Source organism: Bradyrhizobium sp. Unk1 (genome assembly GCF_059512345.1).
Genome location: NZ_JCAMOP010000004.1, coordinates 312,586 through 337,974, shown reverse-complemented (window position 1 = coordinate 337,974; position 25,389 = coordinate 312,586). Strand labels below are relative to the sequence as shown.

The window sequence follows — 25,389 nt, the reverse complement described above, 5'->3', positions numbered from 1 at the left end:
CGCAGCCTACGGCCTGATCGAAAATTTCTCCGGCGGCCCGGCCTTTCGCAGCGGCTCGGCGAGCCTTGCGAACTCGCACAGCAGCGACCTTGTCTTCCTGGGATCGATGATCTCCTCGACCCAGAATTTTTCGGCGGAGCGGAACGGCGAGCGCAGCTTGTTGAGGCGATCCTCGATCTCCCTCAGCTTGCCCGCCTTGTCCTCGGCCGCATCGATGTCGGCGCGGTAGGCGGCTTCGATGCCGCCTTCGAGCGGCAGCGAGCCCCAATAGGCCGACGGCCAGGCGTAGCGGATCGAGAAGCGGTCGGCCGGCTGATGCACCACGCCGGCGACACCGAAGGCGTTGCGCAGGATCACGGTGCACCAGGGCACGGTGGTCTGGTTGACCGCGGCCATGGCACGGACGCCGTGGCGGATGGTGGCCGCCTTCTCGGCATCGAGGCCGATCATGAAGCCCGGGCAGTCCATGAGATAGACGATCGGCAGGTGGAAGGTTTCGGCGAAGTCGACCCAACGCACCACCTTCTGGCAGGCATCCGCGGTCCACGAGCCGCCATAGTGGAAACTGTCGCTGGCAAGCACCATCACCGCCCTGCCCTCGAGCCGGGCGAGACCGACAATGATCGGCTTGCCGAAATTCTTGGCGACCTCGAAGAACGAGCCCTTGTCGACGACCTGCTCGACGATCGGCCGCATCTTGTAGACCTGCTTGCGGTTGCGCGGCACCGCATTCATCAGGGCTTCTTCGGTACGCTCCGGATTGTCGGTGCACGGCAAGGTCGGCGGCAGCTCGTAGACCGATGACGGCAGATAAGAGAGGAAGCGCCGCGCGCAGGCGAACGCCTCTTCTTCCGTGTCGACGGCGTGATCGACCGCGCCGGCGCGGGTCTGGATGTCGGCGCCGCCGAGCTCCTCCTTCGAGAGGTCCTGCCCGAGCGCCTTCACCACCGGCGGCCCCGCGACGAACATCGCGGACTTCCTGGTCATGATGGAATAGTGGCTGGCGGCAAGGCGCGCCGCGCCAAGGCCAGCGACCGAGCCGAGACCGAGCGCGACGACCGGCACGCGCGACAAATTTTCCGTCGTGAAGCGATACCAGCGCGTGCCGCCGATGCCGCCCGGCAGATTGGCCGCGCCCTTGGTCTCGATGGTCTTGACCGAGCCGCCGCCGCCGGAGCCCTCGATGATTCGGACGATGGGCAGACGGAAATCATGCGCCATCTCCTCCGCCATCAACGGCTTGGCCGAGATCGACGCATCGGCCGAGCCGCCGCGGACGGTGAAGTCGTCGCCGACCACGACGACCGTGCGGCCTTCGACGCGCGCGCGGCCGAACACGCAGTTCGCCGGCGTCAATTTCTGCAACTCGCCGCGGGAATCGTACTCACCGATGCCGGAGACGGCACCGATCTCGTGAAAGCTGCCGCTGTCGATCAGTCTGTCGATACGCTCCCGAACAGTCAGTCGGCCCTGGTCATGCTGACGCTTGACCTTGTCAACGCCGCCCATCTCCCGCGCGAAGGCTTCGCGCCGGGCGAGCTCGTCGAGTTCCGGCTTCCAGTTCATTCACTCCCTCCGAATTGATCGGCTTGTTATTGTTATGTACGGCCATTGCGACCGGTTTGCGTGAGATACGGGCGTTGAAGACGTCGCCTTCCGCGCCCTCCATCAGGCTGCCGAGCGAACGGCCGAGCGCGAGCATCAGCGGCGCGACTTCGGCATGCAGACGCTGCTCGTCATACATCGACGACAGAAGGCCGATCGTGATGACGACGAAGGTCTGGTACTGCGGCGACCAGATCGGCACCGCGAGGCCGTTGATGTGCGGGCTCCACAGGCCGCAGGCCACGACGTATCCGCGCTCGAGCAACGACTGCCTGTTGGCCTCGATGCGGGGCCTCAGGATCTTTGCAGCTTCGGGCGCTTCCCGTTCCATGTCCGTGATGAAGGCATCGCCGACTTCAGGCGCCAGCGCCGCCGTGAAGGCCGCGCCCGCGGCCGTCGAGGCCATCGAGATGCGGCTGCCGGTGCCCTCGTGCAGGCCGAGCGCAGCCGCCGAGCGCGCGAACTGGAGATAGACCAGATGGAAGCGATCGGGGACAACGAAGCCGACCGTGCCCGGAAGCTGCTCGGCGACTTCCTGCAGCCGCTGCCGGATCATGCTGCGCAGCTGCGCGCCCTTCATCATCGAGGCGCTCATCGCCACCGCGCTCGGACCGATGCGATACTTCTGGTCTCGCGGCAGGTACACGAGCTGCCCCATCCGCGTCAGCGTGTGCGTGAGCCGCGACACCGTCGAGCGCGGCAGGCCGCAGCGATTTGAAATCTCGAGATTGCCGAGTCGGGCCTCGTGGCCCTCGAAGCATCGCAACACGTCGAACGCGCGCGACACCACCTGGATGACATCACCCTCGCCGGCATCGCCAGCGAGCGCACCTTGCCTGCTTAACCGCTCCGATCGTCGTCCCATGTTCCCTACCGTTCGTTCCGCTCTGCGGAATTAAATTCCACTTGCAGACGACGCTACCTCAGGCATTTTGCGACGACAACAAAAAGGCGATGGCATGCCAGAAATTAAGATCGTCACGGAGGTCGCGGGTCGCATCTGCTCAACTCCCGTGCAAGTTGGCGGAACCGTTGCGGATGGTGATGACGTTGTGATCGTCGAAGCCATGAAGATGGAGATACCTGTGCCCTCGCCTGCGAGCGGCACGATCAAATCGCTGCTCGTCAAGCTCGACGATGTCGTCGCGGAAGGACAGGCGATCGCGATCGTCGCAAACTGACTGCATTATCCGTTGCTTCCGCGACAATCTGTCTGCCTCATCGCCGCGTTCGCGGTACGGCGTTGCCATCGCCTGATCGCGATGACATGATCGTTTCAAACAAAAATCTGTTTCAAACAAAGAATGAAACTCTTCGCGGCAAACGCGGGGATCATTGGAGGGAAACATGCTTCGTGGGCTGACCATGCTCGCGCCCGCCTTGGTTGCGGGCATTTCTTTTGCGTCTACACGCTATGCAAGCGCCGAAGACAGCAAGCTGCCGGCGACATTGACGTTCACCGCCTATGACACCGGCACCGCCGGCTTCAACATCGCGGTCGGCGTCGGCAAGATGATGAAGGACAAATACGGCACCGATGTGCGCGTGCTGCCCGCAGGCAACGACGTCGCGCGGCTTGCACCATTGCGCGCCAAGCGCGCGGCGTCATCCGCGATGGGATCGGGCACCTATTTCGCGCAGGAAGGCGTGTTCGAATTCGGCTCGAAGGAGTGGGGCCCGCAGCCGCTCCAGATCATGCTGTCGAGCGTCGATTGCAATTGCGGTTCGCTTGGGGTCGCAGCCGATAGCGGCGTGAAAGATCTGAAAGACCTGAAAGGCAAGCGCGTCGGCTTCGTGGTCGGCTCGCCCGCGCTGAACCAGAACTCGCTCGCGGTGCTCGCCTTCGCGGGCCTGACGCAGAAGGACGTCAAGGTCGTCGAGTTCGCGAGCTACGGCGCGATGTGGAAAGGCCTGATCAACAACGACACCGACGCCGCCTTCGGCACCACCATCACCGGCCCCGCCAAGGAAGCCGAGACCTCGCCGCGTGGCCTGGTCTGGCCGCCACTGCCCGCCAAGGACAAGGAAGGCTGGGCGCGGATGCAGAAGGTCGGCTCGTTCTTCTTCCCGCAGACCGCAACCTGCGGCGCCGGCATCACGCCGGACAAGCCGATCGAGCTCGGCAACTACCCCTATCCGATCTTCGTCGCCTATGCCTCGCAACCGGCCGACCAGGTCTATGCGATGACCAAGGCGATGATCGCGAACTACGACGCCTACAAGGACTCTGCACCGGGCGCCGGCGGGCTCGCCTCCGACCGGCAGACCAAGAACTGGGTGGTGCCCGTGCATCCCGGCGCGGTGAAGGCCTTGAAAGAAGCCGGGCAATGGTCTGACGCGCAGGACGCCCACAACAACAAGCTGTTCAAGCGACAGGACGTGCTTGGTGCGGCGTGGGCGGATTACAGCAGGTCCAATCCGCCGTCGGACGAAAAGGCCTTCCTCGAAGGCTGGATGAAGGCGCGCGCCACGGCGCTGGCCAAGGCCGACATGCCGAACGGGTTTGACTGACCGTCAAGCTGCCTGCCGCAGAACTGTTTGAGGAGAGCGCCGATGTCAGAGACTGCGGCAGCGCCGGCGACGAAGGTTGAATTCGAGGACCCGCATCCCGGCGCCGCCGCCGACCTGCAGGAAGCCGAGGTCACGCGCGTCCGCACATTGAAGGGCGCGTGGCGCTGGGTGCTGATGGCGGCCACCGCGGCCACCATTCTGTTGTGTGTGAACCAGCAATTCTCGCTGCGGTTCTTCATCGACTACACACAGCTCAACACCGAATATTTCTACCTGCTGATCGCGCTGATGCTCCCGTTCACCTTCCTGATCTTTCCGGGATCGGAGAAGGCGCCGCTCGACCGCATCCCCTGGTATGACCTGCTGCTGTTCGCGGCGACCTTCGGCTCGGCGATCTGGCTGATGCTCAACATCCGCAAGGCCGCGCAATTCGGCTGGGAGTTCGATGGCGCGCCTGGCAGCGTCATCGCCGCCGGGCTCGTGATGTGGTTCGTGCTGATGGAGGCGCTGCGGCGCACCGGCGGCTGGAGCCTGCTGCTCAGCGTGCTGCCCTTCACGCTCTATCCGCTGTTTGCGGACTCTTCCTGGCTCGGACCGTTCCGCGGCACGCAATCGACGCTGCAGCAGACCACGTCTTATCACATGCTCTCCGGTGAGAGCCTGCTCGGCATTCCCATCCAGGCCTTTGCCGACACCGTGATCGGCTTCCTCGTCTTCGGCACCGCGCTGATGATGACGGGCGCGGGCAAATTCTTCATCAACATCGCCTTCGCGATGTGCGGCACCTTCCGCGGCGGCGCGGCAAAGGTCTGCGTGTTCGCCTCCGGCCTGCTCGGCACCGTCGGCGGCAGCATCGTTTCCAACGTGCTGACGGCGGGAACGATGACGATCCCCGCGATGAAGAAGACCGGCTTCACGCCGTCCTATTCCGGCGCGATCGAGGCCTGCGCCTCGACCGGCGCCGTGCTGGCGCCGCCGGTGCTGGGCGCCACCGCCTTCGTCATGGCGCAGTTCATGAACACCGGCTATGCCGACGTCGCGCTCGCCGCGACCATCCCCTCGATCCTCTATTATGTCGGCCTGTTCGCGCAGGTCGACGCCTATGCCGCCCGCCACAAGCTGAAAGGTCTGCCGCGCGCCGAGCTGCCGCGCTTCTGGGACGCTTTCAAAGAGGGCTGGTACTATCTCTTCGTGATCGTCGTGCTCGTGGTGATGCTGCTCTACTTCAAGCGCGAGAGCCACGCGCCGTTCTATGCCTCCGTGCTGCTCGTGATCCTGCATCAATGGTCCGGGCCGGCGCGCTGGAAGACCGGCAATACGCTCGTGCTCGCCGGTTCGATCGCGGCAACGGCTGCGATGTTCTGGTTCGGCGTGCTCAACGCGGCGCTGTGGGGCATGTGCCTGCTGGCGGCACTGAACGAGTTCTTCCCCGGCAAGAACTGGGGCGGCGCGCGCTGGCTGCATTTCCTCGAGCTCAACGGCAAGACCTTCGTCGAGCTGATCGCGATCCTCGCCGGCTGTGGCCTCTTGATCGGCGCCTTCTCGCTCACCGGCGTGATCTCGAGCCTCGCCAACGATCTGCTCAGCATTGCCGGGGGCGATGCCTTCCTGCTGCTGATCATGTGCGCCATCACCAGCCTGATCCTCGGGCTCGGGCTGACCACGACCTCCTGCTACATCTTCCTGGCCATCCTGGTGGCGCCGGCGCTGGAGAAGCTCGGGCTGAACAAGATGGCCGTGCACATGTTCATCTTCTACTGGGGCATGCTGTCCTCGATCACGCCGCCGGTGGCGATCGCCTCCTTCGCGGCGGCCGGCATCGCAGGCGCGCCCGCGATGAAGACGGGCTGGGAGAGCATGTGGGTCGGCAGCATCATCTATTTCATCCCGTTCTTCTTCGTGCTCAATCCGGCGCTACTGCTTCAGGGCAGCAATCCGTATCTGGAGGCATTCGGGCTGACCGGACTTGCCTGCTTCGGCATCGTCTTCATCTGCGGCGGCATCCAGGGCTACCAGGCTTATGTCGGCGACCTTCGCGGCGCCGGCCTGATGGAGTGGCCTTTGCGGGTGCTGCTGGTGATCGGCGGTTTTGTCGTGGCCACGCCTGGCGGCGGGATCATGCCGCTGTCGCAGATGCAGGTCACGCTGCTCGGCCTCGCGATCCTGGTGCCCACGGTCTTGATCGCCCTGCTGCTGGTTCGGCGGCAGGCCGTGGTGCCGGACGGGTTGCGCGTGCCCTGATTGCGTTGCAAAACAGGGGCGATGACACCGCTCTCGCTTGCCGCCTCCGCCTGGACCCGCTCGAAGCCGCCCTTGCTGCGGTTTCTGGGCAATTGTCTCAACGAATTCTCGGCCGAGACCGCAGGCGCCGTCGCCGACTACATCCCCGAGCTGAGCAAGGCCGACCCTGCCCATTTTGGCATCAGCCTCGCGACGCTGGACGGCCATGTCTACGAGGTCGGCGACTCCAGGGTGCCCTTCACCATCCAGTCGATGTCAAAGCCGTTCGTGTTCGCGCTGGCGCTGGACCTCCTGGGCGCCGGCCGCGTCGAGAGCGCGATCGGCGTCGAGCCCTCGGGCGATCCCTTCAACTCGATCCGGCTCAATTCCGACAACCATCCGTTCAACCCGATGGTCAATGCCGGCGCGATCGCCTGCACCGGGCTGATCTATGACAGCAAGGGCCCTGAAGCCTTCGAGCAGATTCGGCTCGCGCTCAGCCGCTTCGCGGGCCGCGATCTCGCGGTGGACGAGGCCGTTTACAGCTCGGAGAGCCAGACCGGCGACCGCAACCGCGCCATCGGCTACCTCCTCAAGACCAATGCGGTGATCTCGGACAATGTCGCGGGTGTGCTCGACGTCTATTTTAGGCAATGCGCGGTGCTGGTCACGGCGCGCGACATTGCGGTGATGGCGGCAACGCTCGCCAACCGCGGCGTCAATCCGGTGACGGGCGAGCAGGTGCTGAGCGCTTACGCGATCTCGCGCACGCTGTCGGTGATGACGTCGTCGGGCATGTACGACTACGCCGGCGAATGGATCTACCGGATCGGCATTCCCGCCAAGAGCGGCGTCGGCGGCGGCATTCTGGCGGCACTCCCCGCCCGCCTCGGCCTCGGCAGCTATTCGCCCAAGCTCGACAAGCACGGCAACAGCGTGCGCGGCATCAAGGTCTGCGAGGCGCTGTCCTCGCATTACGACCTGCACATGCTCAACCGCAGCGACGACGCCCGCAACGCCGTCATCGCCGACTACGACATCGGCAAGAGCCCGTCGCGGCGCGTGCGCCGGCCGCAAGAGCGCGAGATTCTGGCCGCGCACGAGCAGGAGGTGCGGGTCATCGAGCTGGTCGGCACGCTGTCGCTGTCGGCGGTCGATTATGTCTCACGCAGGCTCGCCGGACAGCCGCGGCCGCAAATCGTGATCTTCGATCTCCACCGCGTCACCTCCACCACCCGCGCCGGGGCGCGGCTCGTGGCCGAGGCGTTCGAGGAGCTGGCGGCGCTGAACGTGACCGTCGTGATTTCAGGCGTCCGACGCGCTTCCAAGGAGTGGGACAGCCTGCGGGAATGGACGGCGGAGCTGAAGAACGTCCGCGACTTCTATCTGCTCGACACCGCAATCGAATGGGCGGAAGACCAGATCGTCTACCGCTATGGCGGCTCGATCGATTTCCACGAGACCACCGAGCTTGCTGAACAGCCGCTGCTATCAGGCATGAGCGAGGAAGAGCTGACCGACCTCGCCTCGATCTGCGCGATCCGGACCTTTCCATCCGGGGCAAAGATCATCACGACGGGCGCCCCCGCCGAGTCCCTGTTCTTCCTGCGCAGCGGCGCCGTGCATGTCACCCTGCCCGACGGCGTGCGGCTGGCGACGCTGACCGCCGGCATGGCCTTCGGCGAGATGGGGCTGCTGGAGCCGACGCGCACGGCCGATGTGTTCGCGGATATGTCGGCAACCGCGTTCGAGGTGCCGCTGAAGGATTTCGAGCGCTTCCGCAAGCAGCACCCGCGCGCCAGCGAACGCGTCATGCGCAATCTGGCGCAGCTGCTCGCCGACCGCCTGATCGTCGCCAACGCCAAGGTGGATATCCTGACGTCGACGTAAAGGCTGGCCGAGGTTCATTCACAAGAGGCCGTCATGCCCGGGCTTGTCCCGCCTGCGCGGCCGAAGCCGCTTCGGCGCGGCGAAGGCCCGGGCATCCACGTTCTTTTGCTGCGTGGCAAGGCGTGGATAGCCGGGACAAGCCCGGCCATGACGCTGCGGAGACTGTCGGTGCCCCAGCGTACGCCTCTTGCTCAGCGGCTCGCGGCCTCGCTGATCCGCCGCTTGATCTTGGCGGCGCTGGCCTTGAGCAATTCGGATGGCTGCTGGCCGGTCGCCGCGCACAGGCAGGCCCAGTAATAGATGACATCGCCGAGCTCTTCGACGAGACCCGCCTTGTCGAGCCAGTCATCGCGGAGCAGCTTCTTGATGTGCTCGGCGACCTCGCCGGATTCGCCGGCGAGGCCGAGCCCGAGATAGGACAGCCGCTCGTTGGACGGATGCTCATCGACTTTCGCAATGCTCGCGGCCCAGACCGCGTATTCATCGATCGTCATTGGCAAACCTCGCCACAGTTTTTGGATCAGCCCACCACTTCCGTGACGGGCTGGAGGTCGATTTCAAAGGTCTCCAGAAATTTCGAGGTCATGATGTAGAAGCCGACCGAAAGCTGGAGCTCGACCAGCGCGGCCGGTGTCAGCTTCGATGCGATCGCCTTGAACGTCGCATCCGTCGGCTTCTTCAGCTTCACGATCTCGTCGGTGAAGGCGAGTGCGGCGCGCTGCACCTCATTGAAGCAGGCCGCGGCCTGCCAGTTCTCCAGCGCTTCGTTCTGCTCGTCGGTGACGCCGACATTCTTGCCGATGCGCTTGTGCGCGACGATCTCATACGGCGCCTCGCACAAAATCCCGGTGCGGGTGATCGCGAGCTCGCGCACGATGGGATCGAGCTCGCCCTTGTGGCGGATGGCGCCGCCGAGCCGGCAATATTGCTCAAAGTAGCTCGGCGAGTGCGCCATCATGCGGAAGATGTTGGCGTTGCGGTTCTTGTCGAGAATTTCGCGGGTGCGGTCGGACGCCTTGATCGGGTCGCTGTAGTTGATACGGGCCATGATTTACCTGAAGATTTCCCTGACGATTTCCTTGAAGATTACCTTGGGCCTTTGATGCTTTTTTGTCGTTAGCGGCGAGAGTTCCACGAAACTGTATTCTGGCGTGACCGCAACAGCAACATCATCGAGTCAAAATGCCGCCGCATTGCTGATCGACCTTGGCACAGTCGATATTCGCCGCGTGGGGACAAATCACGGTGAATACTCGCAAGGGGTGTTCCGAGTAAAAACAATTGACCGTCGGGTGCGCTAGCCGCGCAACGATGAGTCACGCCCAAGTCTAGGGAGAATAAGGCATGAAGGAAGCCACCAAGGGGGCGGCCTCGGAAGCGCTCGCGCATATGCTGGCGGTGACGGCGATGCTCGTCATCGCCAGCATCTTGTTCTACGGGCGTTAGCAAGAGTTGCGTAGAGTGTTTTCGTCATTCCGGGGTGGCTCTCGCACAGGCCAAGCCCAGAATCCCGTTCCAGGCTCGGTCCCTTGGACCGCCCCCGAATGACGGATCCTACTCTATTTCCTTTTGCTGAAAAACGGCACGAGCTTGCCGGCGAATGTCGGGAAGCTCGCGGTGACCTCATCACCGATAGCTAGATTCGGCTCGCCATGCGCCATCATGCGAAAGCCCTCGGCGCAATCGACCAGCAGGATGTTGTAGGGCACGTGCGCGCGGGTCTCGGGCGTGGCGGCGCGGCAGACCAGCGAGGTCGCATAGACCCTGCCCTTGCCGCTGGCGCGCGCATCGCGCGGATCGGGCGCGCCGCAGGCCGCGCAGAAGGCGCGATGGAAATACTGCACATGGCCGCATGCGCCGCAGGTCTGAAAGGTGATGGCCTGCTCACCCTTGGTCCAGTCCGCGATTCGTTCGCTCATCGCACGCGCTCCAGAAACATGCTCACGTGGGACGACAGCACGCCGCCGTCGCCGTGCAGCAGCGCGATCGAGGCATCGCGCACCTGGCGGCTAGCCGCCCGCCCCGTCATCTGCAAATGCGCCTCGACCAGATGCGCCATCGCACCGCCGACGCCGCAATGGCCATAGCTGAGAAGGCCGCCATGGGTGTTGAGCGGCATCGCGCCGTCGCGGCTGAAATGGCCGGCGCGCACGCGCGCAGCCGCCTCGCCGCGGCCGGCAAGGCCGAGGTCTTCCAGCAGCATGGCGAGCGTGATGGTAAAGCTGTCGTAGATCGCGGCGTAGCGCACGTCGGAGATCGCAAGGCCGGTGGCCTCCTTGGCGCGGGCGATGGAGATTTCAGCACCGAGCTCGCTGAGCGCGGGCGCGGCCGTCACATGCTGATGGGTATGCGCCTGGGCGCAGCCGCGGATGCGCACGGCGGTCTCGCCGGTCCGCTCACGGCTGATGACGAATGCCGCGCCGCCGTCTGACACCGGGCAGCAGTCCAGCAGCTTGAGCGGCATTGCCACCGGCTTCGAGGCCATGACATCGGCGACCGTGATGGGATCGTGGAATTGCGCGTCGGGGTGAGTGCAGGCATGCGCGCGCATCAGCACCGCGAATTCGGCGAGGTCTTCTTCCGTCACGCCGTATTCGTGCATGCAGCGCGTGGCGACCAGGCCGTAATAGGCGGGAATGGTCGGGCCGAGCGGCACCTCGTAATCGGGATGGCCGACCTGCGCCAAAGCCTGGATCGAGGCGTCGCGGCTCTGCCCGGTGAGCCGGTTCTCGCCGGCGACGACGAGGACGTTGCGCGCGACGCCCGCCTCGACGAGGTGATGGGCCAGCATCGTCATTGCGAGACCGGTGGCGCCGCCGACCTGCACGGCATGCGCGTAAGACGGGCGGATGCCGAAATGCTCGGCGAAGACGGTCGCCAACATGATGTGCGGCGAGACGGTGGAGTAGCCGCAGAGGATGCCGTCGATCTCGGCGCGCTTCAGCCCGGCATCGTCGAGCGCGGCTTGTGCGGCCCGGCTCATCAGGTCGAGCGAGGATGAGCCTTCGTGCTTGCCGAAAGGCGTGAGGCCGACGCCGGTGACGAAGCTCACGATGCCCCTCCCTGCTGCTGCGGCGAGCGCGTGACGCCATCGCGGACCAGCGCGGCGATCTCGTCCGGGGAGTAGCCGACCTCACGCAGAATCTCCGCGCCGTGCTCGTTGAGCCGCGGCGCAAGTCGCACCGGCTCCGCCTCGGTCTCTGACCAGGTCGCCGTCACCTTCATACTGCGGATCGGGCCTTCGGTCGGATGGTTCACGACCGGGAAGAAGCCGGTGGCTTCCAGATGCTCATCATGCAGGATCGACGCGAGGTCGTGCATCGGCATCACGGGCACGTCGGCCTTGGTCAGCAAATCGATCCACTCGGCCGTGGTGCGCGTCTCGAAGATGCGCGCGAGCTCGGCATAGACGACGTCGATATTGGCGGCACGGCCGGCGAATGTCGCGAATTTGGGGTCGGCGCGCAGATCGTCGCGGCTCGTTGCCTTGAAGAAGTTCTCCCACTGCTTGTCGTTGTAGACGATGACGCTGAGATAGCCGTCCGAGGTCTTGTAGGGCCGGCGGTCGCGCGAGAGATGGCGGGCATAGCCGCCCTTGTCGAGCGGCGGCTCGTAGGTGAGACCGCCCATGTGGTCGCCCATGACGAAGCCGGCCATGGTCTCGAACATCGGGATGTCGACGCGCTGGCCGCGGCCGGTGCGATCCCGATGCACCAGGCTGGCGCAGATCGCGCCGACCGCAGTGAGACCGACGATGCGGTCGACCAGCGCGTTGGGCACATAACGCGGCACGCCGTCGCCGGTCTGCGCCATCAAGGCGGGCAGCGCGGTCGCGCCCTGGATCAAATCGTCATAGGCGGGTTTTGCCGCATAAGGCCCGTCCTGGCCGAAGCCGAACACGCCGGCATAGACGAGGCGCGGGTTGATTTTCGAGACGACGTCGTAGCCGAGCTGAAGCCGCGCCATCGCCTGCGGGCGGACGTTGTAGACGAGAACGTCGGCGTCCTTCAGCAGCCGCAGCACGGCCTCGCGGCCGGCGGGCTTCTTCAGATCGAGACAGATCGAGCGTTTGCTGCGGTTGGTGTTGAGGAACACCGGGCCCATGCCGGCATGGCGCGTCGGGCCGATCAGGCGGGTGACGTCGCCGTCGAGCGATTCCACCTTGATCACGTCGGCACCGTAGTCGCCGAGCATCTGGGTCGCATAGGGACCCATCAGCACGGTGGTCATGTCCACGACCTTGATGCCCTTCAGCGGCCCCATCCGTTCGCTCCCGATTGCGCGAGCTCAACCTGGCCCTGCGATTTCGGTCCAGCTAAGGGCAGCGACGCCGCGCGCGCAAGGGCGGCCGGGGTATGGCCGCATGCGCAGGCCGATGCGGCGCTATTTCTTCTGGCGGGCTTCGCGGATCTTGATGAGACGGTCGAGCTCATCGTTCTGCTGGTTGATCCGGTCGGCGATCCGCGACTCGTTCTGCTCGCCGGAGGCGGCAGCGGCCTGCTCGATGAGCTGCCGGATATTGTCCTCGAGGATCGCGATGCGATCGTTGAGTGCGTCTATCGACAGCGAGTCTTCGTAGTCATTGCCCATGATGCGTTCCCTGCCAATCACTCAACAGCCGCAGGATGGGCAAAGCGTAGTGTGCCCACCTTGATCTAGCGCAACAAAAAGGTGGGCACGGCGCAAACGCGCCTTTGCCCACCCTACGAGACCTTACTTCAGCGGCTCCAGCACGGAGACGTAGTTGGCAACCGCCGCGCCGCCCATGTTGAAGATGCCGCCGAGCTTGGCGTTCTTGAGCTGCATGCCCTCGGGCGCCTGGCCGGCGAGCTGCATCGCGGTCATCACGTGCATCGAGACGCCGGTGGCGCCGATCGGATGGCCCTTGGCCTTCAACCCGCCGGACGGATTGACCGGCAGCTTGCCGTCCTTGAGGGTCCAGCCTTCCTTGATGGCGCGGGCGCCCTGCCCCTTCGGCGTCAGGCCCATCGCTTCGTATTCGATCAGCTCGGCGACCGTGAAGCAGTCATGGGTCTCGACGAAGGAGAGATCGGTGAGCGCAACGCCCGCCTTCTCCAGCGCGCGCTGCCAGGCGACCGTGCAGCCCTCGAACTGGAGGATGTCGCGCTTGGACATCGGCAGGAAGTCCTGGGCGTGCGCGGTGGCGCGGAAGCCGATCGACTTGCTCATGCCCTTGGCGGTCTCGGCATCGGCCAGCACCAGCGCCGCGGCGCCGTCGGAGACCAGCGAGCAGTCGGTACGCTTCAGGGGACCCGCGACGTAGGGGTTCTTCTCGCTCTCGGCCCGGCAGAACTCGAAGCCAAAGTCCTTGCGCATCTGGGCGAAGGGATTGGCGACGCCGTTCTTGTGGTTCTTGGCCGCGATCAGCGCCAGCGCATCGGACTGGTCGCCGTATTTCTGGAAATAGGAGCTGGCGATCTTGCCGAACACGCCGGCGAAGCCGCCGACGGTGTCGCCGTCTTCCGGCAGATAGGACGCCTTGAGCAGGTTCTTGCCGATCTCAGGCCCCGGGGTGCGGGTCATCTGCTCGACGCCGACGACGAGCACGATCCTGGCCGCGCCTGCGTCGATCGCTCGCAGGCCCTGATGGACCGCGGCGGAGCCGGTGGCGCAGGCGTTCTCGACGCGGGTCGTCGGCTTGAAGCGCAGCTTCGGGTCGGCCTGGAGCACCAGCGAGGCGGTAAAATCCTGCGGCGAGAAGCCGGCGTTGAAATGGCCGAGCACGATCTCGTCGACGTCGGAGGCGGAGATGCCGGCATCCGCAATCGCCTCATTGGCCACGCGGGTGACGAGGCTTTCGACGGTCTCGGTGTCGAACTTGCCGAACGGCGTATGCGCCCATCCGACGATGCTGGCGGTCATGGTCATCTCCCTGGGGACTCTTACTGAGCTAAATCTTAGCCCACCGACCGCAAGACTTCACGCTGCTTTCAGGGCCTTGAGGGTGCGCTGGCAGATGGCAGTTATGCCGGCCCAGTTTCCGGCCTTGATCTCCGCCGCCGGGCACAGCCAGGAACCGCCGACCGCGACCACATTGGGCTCGGCAAGCCAGGTCGCCGCATTGGCCTCGCCCACACCGCCGGTCGGGCAGAACCGCACGTTCGGGAACGGCCCGCCCAGCGCGCGCAGGCCCTTGATGCCGCCGGCCTGCTCGGCCGGGAAGAATTTTGCGACGTCGAGCCCGTAGGATAGCGCCAGCATCAGTTCTGACGCCGTGGCAATGCCCGGCGCGAACGGCAGGGAGCTGTCCGCGGCGACCTTCAGGAGATCGGGGGTCAGGCCCGGGCTGATGCCGAACGCGACGCCGAGCTTCTCGACACGGACGAAATCGGCCGGATTGAGAATCGTGCCGATGCCGACGACCGCCTCGGGGACTTCGGCCATCATCGCCCGCGCCGCCTCGATCGCAACCGGGGTGCGCATGGTCACCTCCAGCGTACGGACGCCGCCGGCCACCAGCGCTTTCGCCAGCGGCACGGCATCCTGGATGCGCTCGATGGTGAGGACGGGAATGACGGTCGCAGCCTTGAACAGCGCGACGAGGTGGTTCTGTTGGGCAGTCGTGGTCATCTTGGCTTTCGTTTCACTAGGTCGCTTTACTTGGTCGCTTGACGCGTGGTCCCCGGCCGGTGCCGCTTCTTCGGCGGCATGGCATAGCCCGGAATGATGGCGCCGGGATAGCAGATCACGAGGCTTGCGAGGCGATGCCCGGCCTGGGCCGCCTCGACCGGCTCGGAACCGGCAAGCCGGGCGGCGATATAGGCCGCGGCGAAGCTGTCGCCGGCCGCCGTGGTGTCGACGACGGGATTTGTCATCGGTTCGGCGCGGACCTCGCTGGTACCGCCGGGGAAGCGCAGCAGGCTGACCGGCTCGGCCAGCCGGAACACCAGCTCGGGGCTCGGGATGCGTGCCATCAGCTGGTCCTGGCTCTCGCCGGGATAGAGCGCGAGCAGATCCTCCGTCGAGGTCAGCACGATGTCGGCGGTTGCAAACGCCGCGGCGAAGACCTCGCGGGCGACGTCGCGGTCCGGCCATCCCCGCGCGCGGAAATTGGTGTCGAACACGAAGCGGGTGCCGAGCAGGCGCGCCCGCTTGATCGCCGCGAACAGGCGCTCGCGCCCGGGCGCATCGTAGATCGAGAGCGTGATCGCGGAGAGATAGACGATGTCGTAGCTCATCAGCGAGTTGAGCAGCTCGTCCGTCTCCGGCAGGCTCATCAATTGGCGCGCCGCCGCACTGTCGCGCCAGTGGAAGAACTGGCGCTCGCCCTTCGCATCCGTCTGGATCATGTAGAGGCCGGGCAGCTTGCCCGGCAGCCGCACGACGCGGCGGGTGCCGATGCTCTCCGCATTCCAGGCCGCGATCATCTCGTCGCTCAGGGCATCGTCGCCGAGCGCGGTGAGATAGTCGACCTTGACCTCGAGCCGCGCCAGATACACCGCCGTGTTGAGGGTGTCGCCGCCGAAGCCGCGCGAGTACAGGCCACCGCCCTGGCCATGCCCGCTGGACTGTCCACCCTGGGCCTGCCGGAGCTCGACCATGCATTCACCGATGCAAGCAACGCTCGCCATCGTCATATCCACGCTGTTCATCGGTTGGGTCAGGCGACGAAGTTGCCGCCGAGCTCGTCTTCGATGTGAATGCGGATGATGTCGTCGAAGCTCTTTTCTTCGGTGGTGAAGCCGAGCTCGCGCGCCCGCTTCGCCTCGAAATTACGCGGCCAGCCACCGACGATGCCGACGATGAACGGATCCGGCTCGTGCTTGATGCGCGCGGCGACCTTGTCGCCGGCCACCCGCTTGAGCGCAGCGATCTGTTCGCCGACCGTCGCCGAAAAGCCGGGCATGGTCAGATTGCGGCGCGGACCGACCTTGGCGAGGTCCATGGTGCCGGCATGGAGCAGGAAGCCGACGGCGGAACGCGGCGTGGCGTGCCAGTGGCGGACGTCCTCGGAGACCGGGAGGACCGCCTCCTTGCCGGCCAGCGGCTCGCGCAGGATGTTGGAGAAGAAGCCCGATGCCGCCTTGTTGGGCAGGCCGGGCCGGATGCAGATGGTCGGCAGACGAATGCCGATGCCGTCGAGGAAGCCGCGGCGCGAATAGTCGGCGAGCAGCAATTCGCCGATCGCCTTCTGAGTGCCGTAGCTGAGCAGCGGGGTGTGGAAGAACTCGTCGCCGATCGCATCCGGGAACGGGGCGCCGAATACCGCGATTGACGAGGTGAAGACCACGCGCGGCTTGTAGCCGCCGCCGACGAGCCTGACGGCATCGAGCAGCATGCGCGTGCCGTCGAGATTGATGCAGTAGCCCTTGTCGAAATCGAGCTCGGCTTCGCCGGAGACGATCGCGGCGAGATGGAAGATCACGTCGGGGCGGCCGGCGATCAGCTTTTCGGCTGCGCCCGGCACGGCGAAATCGCCTGACACGGTCTCGACGGGGAAACCGGCCTTTTCCGGCTTCTTGGGCTCGACCACGTCGTGCATGGTCAGCTTGGTGATGTCGCTCTTGCCGAGCCGGCCGTCGCGCAACAGCCGTTCACACAATTTACGGCCCACCATGCCGGCGGCGCCCAGAACCAGAATGTGCAAGAGCCTACTCCTTTTTATTGGCCGGAGCGCACCGCTCCTGAAAAGTCTTGGCGCGCTCTCAGGCAGGCCCCGCGATCATTCCTTCACGGCGCCGGTCATCGCCGACACATAGTACTCCACGAAGAAGGAATAAAGGATAACTACGGGGACCGAGCCGATCAGGGCCGCCGCCATCAGCGCGCCCCAATGGTAGACGTCGCCGCTGACGAGCTCGGTGATGGCGCCGACGGGAATCGTCTTGTTCTCCGACGAGGAGATGAAGGTCAGCGCGTAGATGAACTCATTCCAGGACAACGTGAAGGCGAAGATGCCGGCCGAGATCACCCCCGGGAGCGACAGCGGCAGTGTGATCTTGACCAGGATCTGGAGCCGCGTCGCCCCGTCGATCAGGGCGCATTCCTCCAGCTCGTAGGGAATGGTGCGGAAATAGCCCATCAGGAGCCACGTGCAGAACGGGATCAGGAAGGTCGGATAGGTCAGGATCAGCGCCAGATTGCCGTCGAACAGGCCGAGCTGGAACACGATCGCCGCCAGCGGAATGAACAGGATCGAGGGCGGCACGAGATAGCCGAGGAAGATCGCAAGGCCGACATAGCGCGAGCCCTTGTAGCGGAGGCGTTCGATCGCGTAGGCGGCGCAGACGCTGGCGAACAGCGAGATGAAGGTGGAGGACACCGAGACGATCACGGTGTTCCACATCCAGAGCGGATAGTCGGTTTCGACCAACAGCTTCTTGATGTGCTCGATGGTCGGATTCACGATCCAGAACGGATTGTACTTCTCGTAATCGTACATCTCCGCGTCCGGCTTGAACGTCGCGACCGCCATCCAATAGAACGGGAACAGCAGGAAGAAGATGATCAGGCCGAGCGGAAAGTAGACCCGCAAGAACTTCCGCGGGAAGCTCTCGAGATAATCCATTCCGACGCTTTGGTCGTCTGCGGTGCTCATGGTCAGTCCCTCCCGCCCTGCTGCCAGCGGGAGCGCTGAAGCCCGAAGAAGCTGAGCAGGATCGCCGCGACCAGGAACGGGATCATCGCGTTCGAGATCGCCGCGCCCTCCCCGAGATTGCCGCCGGTGATGGCGCGCTGGAACGACAGCGTCGCCATCAGATGCGTGGCATTGATCGGCCCGCCCCGCGTGATGGTGTAGATCAGCTGGAAGTCGGTGAACGTCATCAGCACCGAGAATGTCATCACGACCGCGATGATCGGCGACAGCATCGGCAGCGTGATGTGGCGGAAGCGCTGCATGTTGGTGGCGCCATCGAGATTGGCCGCCTCGTAGAGCGAGGGCGAAATCGTCTGCAATCCCGCCAGCAGCGTGATCGCCACAAAGGGCACGCCACGCCAGATATTGGCGGCGACGACCGACAAGCGCGCATTCCAGGGATCGCCGAGGAAATCGATGTAGCGCGTGATCAGGCCGGCCTTGATCAGCACCCAGGAGATGATCGAGAACTGGCTGTCATAGATCCACCAGAACGCGATCGCGGACAGCACCGTCGGCACCACGAAGGGCAGCAGCACGATGGCGCGGATCATCGACTTGAACGGCAGCCGCTCGTTGAGCAGCAGCGCGAGGTAAAGGCCGATGGCGAATTTCACGATGCTCGCGGTGAACGTATAGAAGATGGTGTTGAAGACCGAGAGCCAGAACACCGAATCCTTGGAGAGCGAGACGAAGTTCGCAAAGCCGATATAGCGCCCGGCCCCGCCGATCTTGGTGTCGGTCATGCCGAGCCAGAAGCCCAGCGCCAGCGGATAAGCCAGAAACAGGATGAGGATCGCGATCGCCGGCACCATGAACATCGCGCCGAGCCAATTCCGGCTCTCGAATGCTCTGGTCCACAGGCTGCTGCGCTTGACCTGCGCGACAGCGGACTCGGCCATGACTGCCATGTCGGATTCCCCTCGGAGGAAGAGTCACGGCGTCCGGCGAACCGGACGCCGCGCAGATTGGCGTTGATCAGACCTGGTAGTAGCGCTTGGCGCGCTCGGCGGCGCGCGCCGCAGCCTGCTTCGGCGTCGCCGAGCCGGAGGCTGCTTCCGCGAACATGTCGACGACGACGAAGTCGCCCATCACCGCGGCGGAGGCATAGCCGAGATCGCCGGCAAAGCCGTTGTCGCGGCAGCGCTTCAGGCAGTCGCGATACGGGGTGATCTTCGGATCCGACGTCCACACCGGGTTGTCGTTGTAGGCCGGCAGCGGCGGCGACACGTAGCCGTTGGAAGCGACCTCCCAGGCGTCGTAATTCTCCTTGTCCATCATGAACTTGATGAATTCCTTGACCGCCTTGGGATACTTCGAGTGCTTGTAGCCGTAGTAGACCAGCACGTTCTGCTGCTCGGTCGATACGCCCACGGGGCCGATCGGCATCGGCGCGTGGTTCATGTCCTTGGCGATCTCCTGCTGCTTCGGATCGGTGGAGTTCTTGCCGACGGTCCAGATCGAGATGCCGTTCAGCGTCAGGCTGAGTTCACCGTTCAGGAACGCCTTGTTGTTGTTCGAGTCATTCCACGACAGCACGCCCGGAATGAAGGTCTCGTAGAGCTGCTTGACGTATTCGAGCGCGGCGATCGTCTCCGGGGAGTCGATCACGACCTCGTTCTTGTCGTTGACGACCTTGCCGCCGAACGCCCAGAGCGCCCACTGGCACCAACCATTGGCATCGCCCGTGGCATGGCCGAGCGCGAAGCCGGCGGGCGTGTTGTTCTTCTTCAACGCCTGGCAGAGCTTGAGGAAGCCGGCGGTGTCCTTGGGGAATTCCTCGAAGCCCGCAGCCTTCACGTGGCTGATGCGGTAGTTCAGGCAGCCGCCGGTCGCGCCCTGCGGAATGGCGATCCAGCCGTTGCCCTTCTTGCCGTAACGTTCGGCAACCGGATACCAGCCGCCATACTGCGCGCCGAGATAGTCGGCGACATCAGTCATATCGATCAGCTTTTCCGGGAATTTGTGGGGATCGTCGAGCGTGCCGATGATGAGGTCGGGGCCGGCGCCGACATTGGCGGCCACCGCGGCCTTCGGGCGGATGTCTTCCCAGCTCTCGGCCTCGAGCTTGATCTTGACGCCGGTCTTCTCGGAGAACTTCTTGGTCTGCTCGGCGAACTTGTCGAACTCGGCCTGGATGAACTGCTTCCAGCGCAAGACGCGGATGGACGCGTTCGGCTCGGGCGTGTTGGTCCACTCCGCGGCGCGGACCGGCACGATGCCCGGGCCGGCCAGCAACGCTGCGCCGCCCAGGCCGGCCTTAAGCACACTTCGCCTGTCGAAATTGCTCATCGTTCTCTCCCTGAATTTTATATTTGTATTGGGTCGTTCTTGAACAGTCGTTGGGCAATCCTTTCGGCGCGGCTACATGCGTTTGCCCGTCGCCTCGTCGAACAGATGAACCAGGGACGGGTCAGGCTTCAGCTTGACCTTGTCGCCCGGATTGAACTGGTGACGCTCGCGGAAGACCGCGACGACCTGCTCGCCACCCACCTTCGCGAACACCTGCGTCTCCGAGCCGGTCGGCTCGACCACGATGATCTCGGCATCGGCGCCGTCGTCCGCGATGGTGAAATGCTCGGGTCGCACGCCATAGACGACAGGGCGACCGTCGGACGCCGCCGGCGCGCTCTTGAGCGGCAGCTTGACGCCGTTCGGCCCCTCGAAGGTCGCAACGCCGTTGACGCGCACATGGCCTTTCAGGAAGTTCATGGCCGGCGAGCCGATGAAGCCGGCGACGAACTGGTTGTCGGGCTTGTCGTAGAGCTCGAGCGGGGTCCCCATCTGCTCGACGATGCCGTCATGCATGACGACGATCTTGTCGGCCATGGTCATGGCCTCGATCTGATCGTGGGTGACGTAGACGGTCGTCGTCTTCAGCCGCTGGTGCAGCTCCTTGATCTCGGTGCGCATGGCGACGCGCAGCTTGGCGTCGAGGTTCGACAAGGGCTCGTCGAACAGGAACACCTGCGGATCGCGCACGATGGCGCGGCCCATCGCGACGCGCTGGCGCTGGCCGCCGGAGAGCTGGCGCGGATAGCGCTCGAGCAGCGGCGACAGTGCGAGAATTTCGGCGGCGCGCTTGACGCGCTTGTTGATCTCGTCGGAGCCCGCGTTCCGCAGCTTCAGCGAGAAGCCCATGTTCTCGCCGACAGTCATGTGCGGATAGAGCGCGTAGTTCTGGAACACCATCGCAATATCCCGCTCCTTGGGCTGGATATTGTTGACGACGCGGTCGCCGATCGAGATCGTGCCGGAGGTGATGTTCTCGAGGCCTGCAAGCATGCGCAGAAGCGTCGACTTGCCGCAGCCGGAGGGGCCAACCAGGACGACGAACTGGCCGTCCTCGATCGGAATCGAAACGCCGTGCAGGACTTCAAAATTGCCGAACGATTTCCGCACGTCGCGGATTTGCACAGACGACATCTAGCTCCCTCCTCGAAAGTCCACGACGGCTCACGCGCCGCGACCGTCTTGTTTTTCAGACTTCGCCGAACGAAGCCCGATCTTAGCGAGCGACATTGTCGGCAGTTTGTGCGGTTTTGGCAATTTGTCTTTGGTTAGTCGTTGCTGGTAGCGCTGTCAACGTTCCTTTGTTTGCCGGACCGACTGTGATAAGAGCAGCAAATGGGTCGAAAACGCACCAAGTCAGGTAAAATCCGGCTGGCGGAAGTTGCCGAGCTTGCCGGCGTCAGCCCGATCACGGCGTCCCGGTTCTTCCGCAATCCGGAGGCCCTGTCGGTCGCCAAGCGGACGCGGGTCGAGAGCGCGGCCAACGAGCTCGGCTATGTGCCGAACCTGGCGGCGCGGGCGCTGGCCTCGCAGCGCACCGAAGTGATCGGCGTCTTGATCCCGTCACTGACCAACAACGTGTTTTCCGACGTGCTGCGCGGCATCTATGACGCCTCCGAAGGCAGCCGGTACTCGATCCAGTTGTCGAACACACGCTACAGCATCCTCCAGGAGGAGAAGCTGCTGCGCCTGTTTCTCGCGCAGAAGCCGGCCGGATTGATCGTCACCGGCATCGACCAGACCGCGGAATCGCGCGCGATGCTGGAAGCCGCCGACTGCCCGATCGTGCAGATCATGGAGATCGGGCCCAATCCGGTCGACATGATGATCGGCTTTTCGCACTATGATGCGGCCCGCGCGGCGATTGCCCACCTGTTCGCGCAGGGCCATCGCAAGATCGGTTTCGTCGGCGCGCGCATGGATCCGCGGGTGCAGCGGCGGCTGGACGGATATGTCTCGGCCATGAAGGACGCCGCGCTGTTCGAGCAGCGCCTCGTCGTCACCACGGCGACACCGACCTCGGTGACGCTCGGCGGCACCCTGTTCACCGATCTGCTGGCGCGCGAGCCCGATATCGACGCGGTATTCTGCGCCAATGACGACCTCGCGCTCGGCGTGCTGTTCGAATGCCGGCGCCGGGAGATCGCAGTCCCCGAGCAGATCGCGATCGTCGGATTCAACGACCTCGAATTCATGGCCTCCGCCGTGCCTACCCTCACCAGCGTGCGCACCAACCGCTACGAGATGGGCAACACGGCCGCCACCATGCTGATCGAAGCGATCGACGGACGGCGCCCCGAGCAGCCGGTGCTCGATCTCGGCTTCAAGGTGATCGAGCGGCAAAGCTCGTCGTCGCGGCGGTCGGACGACAGGCCTGCCGCATCGGGCGCGGGCGCCGCGAACAAAATGATAGCGTTACCAAGTGGCCAAGACTAGTATCGCACTTGTGAGGGAATGACCCGCCAACGGGCCTTTGAACCATGGATCGCGCCGTTGGGCATCGCACCAGCCGAAGCTGAGCCCCCGACGCCAGTGCGTTTGCATTGCAGGAGAAACCAATGACAAAAAAGCCAACCAATGGGCATGCGCCCGCCAGCAACGGCGCTCGCCGCCACCTCCGCTCGCAGGAATGGTTCAACAATCCGCATAATCCGGGCATGACCGCGCTCTATATGGAGCGCTACCTGAATTACGGCCTCACCCGGGCCGAGCTTCAGTCCGGCAAGCCGATCATCGGCATCGCCCAGACCGGCAACGACCTGTCCCCCTGCAACCGCCATCATATCGAGCTGGCGCACCGCGTCCGCGAAGGCATCCGCGAGGCCGGCGGCATCGCGATGGAATTCCCGACCCATCCGATCCAGGAGACCGGCAAGCGCCCGACTGCGGCGCTCGACCGCAACCTCGCCTATCTCGGCCTCGTCGAGATCCTCTACGGCTATCCGCTCGACGGCGTGGTGCTGACCACCGGCTGCGACAAGACCACGCCTGCCTGCATGATGGCGGCGGCGACCGTGAACCTGCCCGCGATCGTGCTGTCGGGCGGCCCGATGCTGAACGGCTGGCATGCCGGCGAGCGCACCGGCTCCGGCACCATCGTCTGGAAGTCGCGCGAACGGCTCGCCGCCGGCGAGATCGACTATGAGGAATTCATGGAGATCGTGGCGTCCTCGGCGCCGTCGGTCGGCCATTGCAACACCATGGGCACCGCCTCGACCATGAACGGCCTTGCTGAAGCGCTCGGCTTCTCGCTGCCGGGCTGCGCGGCGATCCCCGCCCCCTATCGCGAGCGCGGCCAGATCGCCTACGAGACCGGCAAGCGCGCCGTCGAGATGGTCTGGGAAGACCTCAAGCCTTCGGACATCCTGACCCGCAAGGCGTTCGAGAACTGCATCGTGATCAACTCGGCGATCGGCGGCTCGACCAACGCGCCGATCCACATCAACGCGCTGGCGCGCCACATCGGCGTCGAGCTGTCGATCGACGACTGGCAGAAATTCGGCCACGACGTGCCGCTGCTGGTTAACATGCAGCCGGCCGGCTTCTACCTCGGCGAGGAATTCCACCGCGCCGGCGGCGTGCCGGCAGTGGTGCGCGAGCTGATGAAGCACAAGCGCATCCATGAGGACGCGGTCACGGTGAACGGCCGCGGCATCGGCGAGAACTGCGCCAATGCGCCCGCGCCCGACAATGACGTGATCCGGACCTACGACAAGCCGCTGGTGAAGGACGCCGGCTTCCTGGTGCTGAAGGGCAATCTGTTCGATTCCGCGATCATGAAGACCAGCGTGATCTCCAAGGAGTTCCGCGACCGCTATCTCAGCAACCCGAAGGACCCTGGCGCATTCGAGGGCCGCGCCATCGTGTTCGAGGGACCCGAGGATTATCACGAGCGGATCGACGATCCTTCACTCGACATCGACGAGCATTGCATGCTGTTCGTCCGCGGCACCGGCCCGATCGGCTACCCCGGTGGCGCCGAGGTCGTGAACATGCAGCCGCCGACGGCGCTGATCAAACGCGGCATTCTCGCCCTGCCCTGCATCGGCGACGGCCGCCAGTCCGGCACCTCGGGCTCGCCGTCGATCCTGAATGCCTCGCCGGAAGCTGCCGCCAATGGCGGGCTCGCGATCCTCAAGACCGGCGACAAGGTGCGCATCGACCTCAACAAGGGCAGCGCCAATATTCTCATTTCGGACGACGAGGTGAAGAAGCGCCACGCCGAGCTGATGGCCAATGGCGGCTTCAAGCATCCGGCGAACCAGACGCCGTGGCAGGAGATCTACCGCAACACCGTCGGCCAGCAATCGACCGGCGCCTGCATGGAGCTCGCCACACGCTACCAGAACGTCGCCGGCACATTTGGTGTGGCGCGGGACAATCACTAACAGCACACCGTCATTGCGAGGAGCGAAGCGACGAAGCAATCCAGACTGTCTCCGCGGCGAGATTCTGGATTGCTTCGCTTCGCTCGCAATGACGATCCGATAGACAATTCAAGAAGGAGAACAAGAAAATGGCAGACCGCCTCAAGGGAAAGCGCGCCGTCGTCACGGCTGCAGCAGCAGGCATCGGGCGCGCATGCGCCATCGCATTCGCGCGTGAGGGCGCAACCGTCATCGCGACCGATATCAACGAGGCCGGCATCGCGGGCCTGACCAAGGAAGGCATCGCCGAGGTCGCAAAGCTCGACGTCCGCAACACCGCCGACGTCAACGCCTTCGCCAAGCGCATCGGCAAGGTCGACATCCTGCTCAACGCGGCGGGCTTCGTGCATCACGGCACCATCCTGGAGTGCTCGGAAGAGGATTTTGACTTCTCGTTCGACCTCAACGTTAAGTCGATGCACCGGACCATCAGGGCGTTCCTGCCCGAGATGCTGGCTGGCGGCGGCGGCAGCATCGTCAACATCTCGTCCTGCGCGGCGCTGCGGCCGCCGGCCAACCGCTACGTCTACAGCGCGTCGAAGGCGGCGGTGTCGCTGCTGACGCGCGCGGTCGCGCTCGACTTCATCACCAAGGGCATCCGCTGCAACAGCATCTGTCCCGGCACCGTCGAGACGCCCTCGATGCTCGACCGCGCCGCCGCGCAGGGACCGCAGGGCAAGGAGATGTTCGTCTCCCGCCAGAAGATGGGCCGGCTCGGCACCGCCGACGAAATCGCATCCATGGCGGTCTATCTCGGCAGCGACGAAAGCGCATTCACCACCGGCGTCGACCTTGTCGTCGACGGCGGCTACATGCTCTGATCGCTCCTCATCCCCAGGAGGCGCG

At 64.7% G+C, this 25,389-nt stretch carries 23 protein-coding genes; 7 read left to right on the top strand and 16 right to left on the bottom strand.

Annotated features, from left to right (window positions below; all coding sequences use genetic code 11):
- Nucleotides 1-6 precede the first annotated feature (6 nt).
- Nucleotides 7-1,566 carry an acyl-CoA carboxylase subunit beta gene (locus AC5ZFO_RS07445; RefSeq protein ID WP_282518097.1) on the bottom strand — a complete coding sequence of 520 codons (1,560 nt, stop codon included), beginning with the start codon at nt 1,564-1,566 and terminating at the stop codon, nt 7-9.
- On the bottom strand, nt 1,496-2,470 hold the full coding sequence (locus AC5ZFO_RS07440) for an IclR family transcriptional regulator (RefSeq protein ID WP_282518098.1): 975 nt from the start codon (nt 2,468-2,470) through the stop codon (nt 1,496-1,498). Before AC5ZFO_RS07440 ends, AC5ZFO_RS07445 begins: the two co-directional genes overlap by 71 nt.
- Nucleotides 2,471-2,564: 94 nt before the next feature.
- On the opposite strand from AC5ZFO_RS07440, the gene AC5ZFO_RS07435 reads away from it, so the two are divergent.
- The 4 genes from AC5ZFO_RS07435 to glsA all read left to right on the top strand — a co-directional run bounded on the left by AC5ZFO_RS07435 (nt 2,565) and on the right by glsA (nt 8,226).
- The gene (locus tag AC5ZFO_RS07435; protein WP_282518099.1) at nt 2,565-2,786 is read left to right on the top strand and encodes an acyl-CoA carboxylase biotin carboxyl carrier protein subunit; all 222 of its coding nucleotides are present in this window, start codon (nt 2,565-2,567) and stop codon (nt 2,784-2,786) included.
- 166 nt (nt 2,787-2,952) lie between these two features.
- Nucleotides 2,953-4,116 carry a TAXI family TRAP transporter solute-binding subunit gene (locus AC5ZFO_RS07430; RefSeq protein ID WP_282518100.1) on the top strand — a complete coding sequence of 388 codons (1,164 nt, stop codon included), beginning with the start codon at nt 2,953-2,955 and terminating at the stop codon, nt 4,114-4,116.
- 42 nt (nt 4,117-4,158) lie between these two features.
- The gene (locus tag AC5ZFO_RS07425) at nt 4,159-6,357 is read left to right on the top strand and encodes a TRAP transporter permease (protein ID WP_282518101.1); all 2,199 of its coding nucleotides are present in this window, start codon (nt 4,159-4,161) and stop codon (nt 6,355-6,357) included.
- Nucleotides 6,358-6,378: 21 nt separating this feature from the next.
- The gene (gene glsA, locus AC5ZFO_RS07420; protein ID WP_282518102.1) at nt 6,379-8,226 is read left to right on the top strand and encodes a glutaminase A; all 1,848 of its coding nucleotides are present in this window, start codon (nt 6,379-6,381) and stop codon (nt 8,224-8,226) included.
- A gap of 191 nt (nt 8,227-8,417) precedes the next feature.
- On the opposite strand, the gene AC5ZFO_RS07415 is transcribed toward glsA, so the two are convergent.
- From AC5ZFO_RS07415 to AC5ZFO_RS07350, 14 genes are all read right to left on the bottom strand, one after another.
- Nucleotides 8,418-8,720 (bottom strand): nucleoside triphosphate pyrophosphohydrolase family protein, encoded by a 303-nt coding sequence (locus AC5ZFO_RS07415; protein ID WP_282518103.1) that lies wholly within the window; start codon nt 8,718-8,720, stop codon nt 8,418-8,420.
- Nucleotides 8,721-8,746: 26 nt separating this feature from the next.
- Nucleotides 8,747-9,274, bottom strand: coding sequence for a carboxymuconolactone decarboxylase family protein (locus AC5ZFO_RS07410; protein WP_282518104.1), 528 nt, complete (start codon nt 9,272-9,274; stop codon nt 8,747-8,749).
- Between the two features lie 511 nt (nt 9,275-9,785).
- On the bottom strand, nt 9,786-10,145 hold the full coding sequence (locus AC5ZFO_RS07405) for a Zn-ribbon domain-containing OB-fold protein (RefSeq protein ID WP_282518105.1): 360 nt from the start codon (nt 10,143-10,145) through the stop codon (nt 9,786-9,788).
- Nucleotides 10,142-11,278, bottom strand: a complete 1,137-nt coding sequence (locus AC5ZFO_RS07400; protein ID WP_282518106.1) for a thiolase family protein — start codon at nt 11,276-11,278, stop codon at nt 10,142-10,144. The genes AC5ZFO_RS07405 and AC5ZFO_RS07400 overlap by 4 nt, the downstream gene beginning before the upstream one ends.
- Complete coding sequence (locus AC5ZFO_RS07395; RefSeq protein WP_282518107.1) at nt 11,275-12,489, bottom strand: CaiB/BaiF CoA transferase family protein; 1,215 nt, start codon at nt 12,487-12,489, stop codon at nt 11,275-11,277. The genes AC5ZFO_RS07400 and AC5ZFO_RS07395 overlap by 4 nt, the downstream gene beginning before the upstream one ends.
- Nucleotides 12,490-12,609: 120 nt before the next feature.
- Entirely contained in the window at nt 12,610-12,816 is a 207-nt protein-coding gene (locus AC5ZFO_RS07390) for a hypothetical protein (protein WP_282518108.1), read from the bottom strand.
- A 123-nt stretch (nt 12,817-12,939) separates the two neighbouring features.
- Entirely contained in the window at nt 12,940-14,109 is a 1,170-nt protein-coding gene (locus tag AC5ZFO_RS07385; protein ID WP_028169791.1) for an acetyl-CoA acetyltransferase, read from the bottom strand.
- A gap of 57 nt (nt 14,110-14,166) precedes the next feature.
- Nucleotides 14,167-14,817 (bottom strand): bifunctional 4-hydroxy-2-oxoglutarate aldolase/2-dehydro-3-deoxy-phosphogluconate aldolase, encoded by a 651-nt coding sequence (eda, locus tag AC5ZFO_RS07380; RefSeq protein ID WP_282518109.1) that lies wholly within the window; start codon nt 14,815-14,817, stop codon nt 14,167-14,169.
- A 26-nt stretch (nt 14,818-14,843) separates the two neighbouring features.
- Nucleotides 14,844-15,818 carry a sugar kinase gene (locus tag AC5ZFO_RS07375; protein ID WP_282518110.1) on the bottom strand — a complete coding sequence of 325 codons (975 nt, stop codon included), beginning with the start codon at nt 15,816-15,818 and terminating at the stop codon, nt 14,844-14,846.
- A 29-nt stretch (nt 15,819-15,847) separates the two neighbouring features.
- The gene (gene denD / locus AC5ZFO_RS07370) at nt 15,848-16,834 is read right to left on the bottom strand and encodes a D-erythronate dehydrogenase (RefSeq protein ID WP_282518111.1); all 987 of its coding nucleotides are present in this window, start codon (nt 16,832-16,834) and stop codon (nt 15,848-15,850) included.
- A gap of 75 nt (nt 16,835-16,909) precedes the next feature.
- Nucleotides 16,910-17,785, bottom strand: a complete 876-nt coding sequence (locus AC5ZFO_RS07365; protein ID WP_014495982.1) for a carbohydrate ABC transporter permease — start codon at nt 17,783-17,785, stop codon at nt 16,910-16,912.
- A gap of 2 nt (nt 17,786-17,787) precedes the next feature.
- Nucleotides 17,788-18,735 (bottom strand): carbohydrate ABC transporter permease, encoded by a 948-nt coding sequence (locus AC5ZFO_RS07360; protein WP_282518112.1) that lies wholly within the window; start codon nt 18,733-18,735, stop codon nt 17,788-17,790.
- 67 nt (nt 18,736-18,802) lie between these two features.
- Nucleotides 18,803-20,116 (bottom strand): ABC transporter substrate-binding protein, encoded by a 1,314-nt coding sequence (locus AC5ZFO_RS07355; protein ID WP_282518113.1) that lies wholly within the window; start codon nt 20,114-20,116, stop codon nt 18,803-18,805.
- A 72-nt stretch (nt 20,117-20,188) separates the two neighbouring features.
- Nucleotides 20,189-21,250, bottom strand: coding sequence for an ABC transporter ATP-binding protein (locus tag AC5ZFO_RS07350; RefSeq protein WP_282518114.1), 1,062 nt, complete (start codon nt 21,248-21,250; stop codon nt 20,189-20,191).
- Nucleotides 21,251-21,451: 201 nt separating this feature from the next.
- Between AC5ZFO_RS07350 and gntR the strand changes: the two genes are divergently transcribed.
- The 3 genes from gntR (at nt 21,452) to AC5ZFO_RS07335 (ending at nt 25,364) form a co-directional block, all read left to right on the top strand.
- Complete coding sequence (gene gntR, locus AC5ZFO_RS07345) at nt 21,452-22,552, top strand: HTH-type transcriptional regulator GntR (RefSeq protein WP_282518115.1); 1,101 nt, start codon at nt 21,452-21,454, stop codon at nt 22,550-22,552.
- A 122-nt stretch (nt 22,553-22,674) separates the two neighbouring features.
- Complete coding sequence (locus AC5ZFO_RS07340; protein WP_282518116.1) at nt 22,675-24,504, top strand: IlvD/Edd family dehydratase; 1,830 nt, start codon at nt 22,675-22,677, stop codon at nt 24,502-24,504.
- 128 nt (nt 24,505-24,632) lie between these two features.
- The gene (locus AC5ZFO_RS07335) at nt 24,633-25,364 is read left to right on the top strand and encodes an SDR family oxidoreductase (protein WP_135214354.1); all 732 of its coding nucleotides are present in this window, start codon (nt 24,633-24,635) and stop codon (nt 25,362-25,364) included.
- Nucleotides 25,365-25,389: the final 25 nt, after the last annotated feature.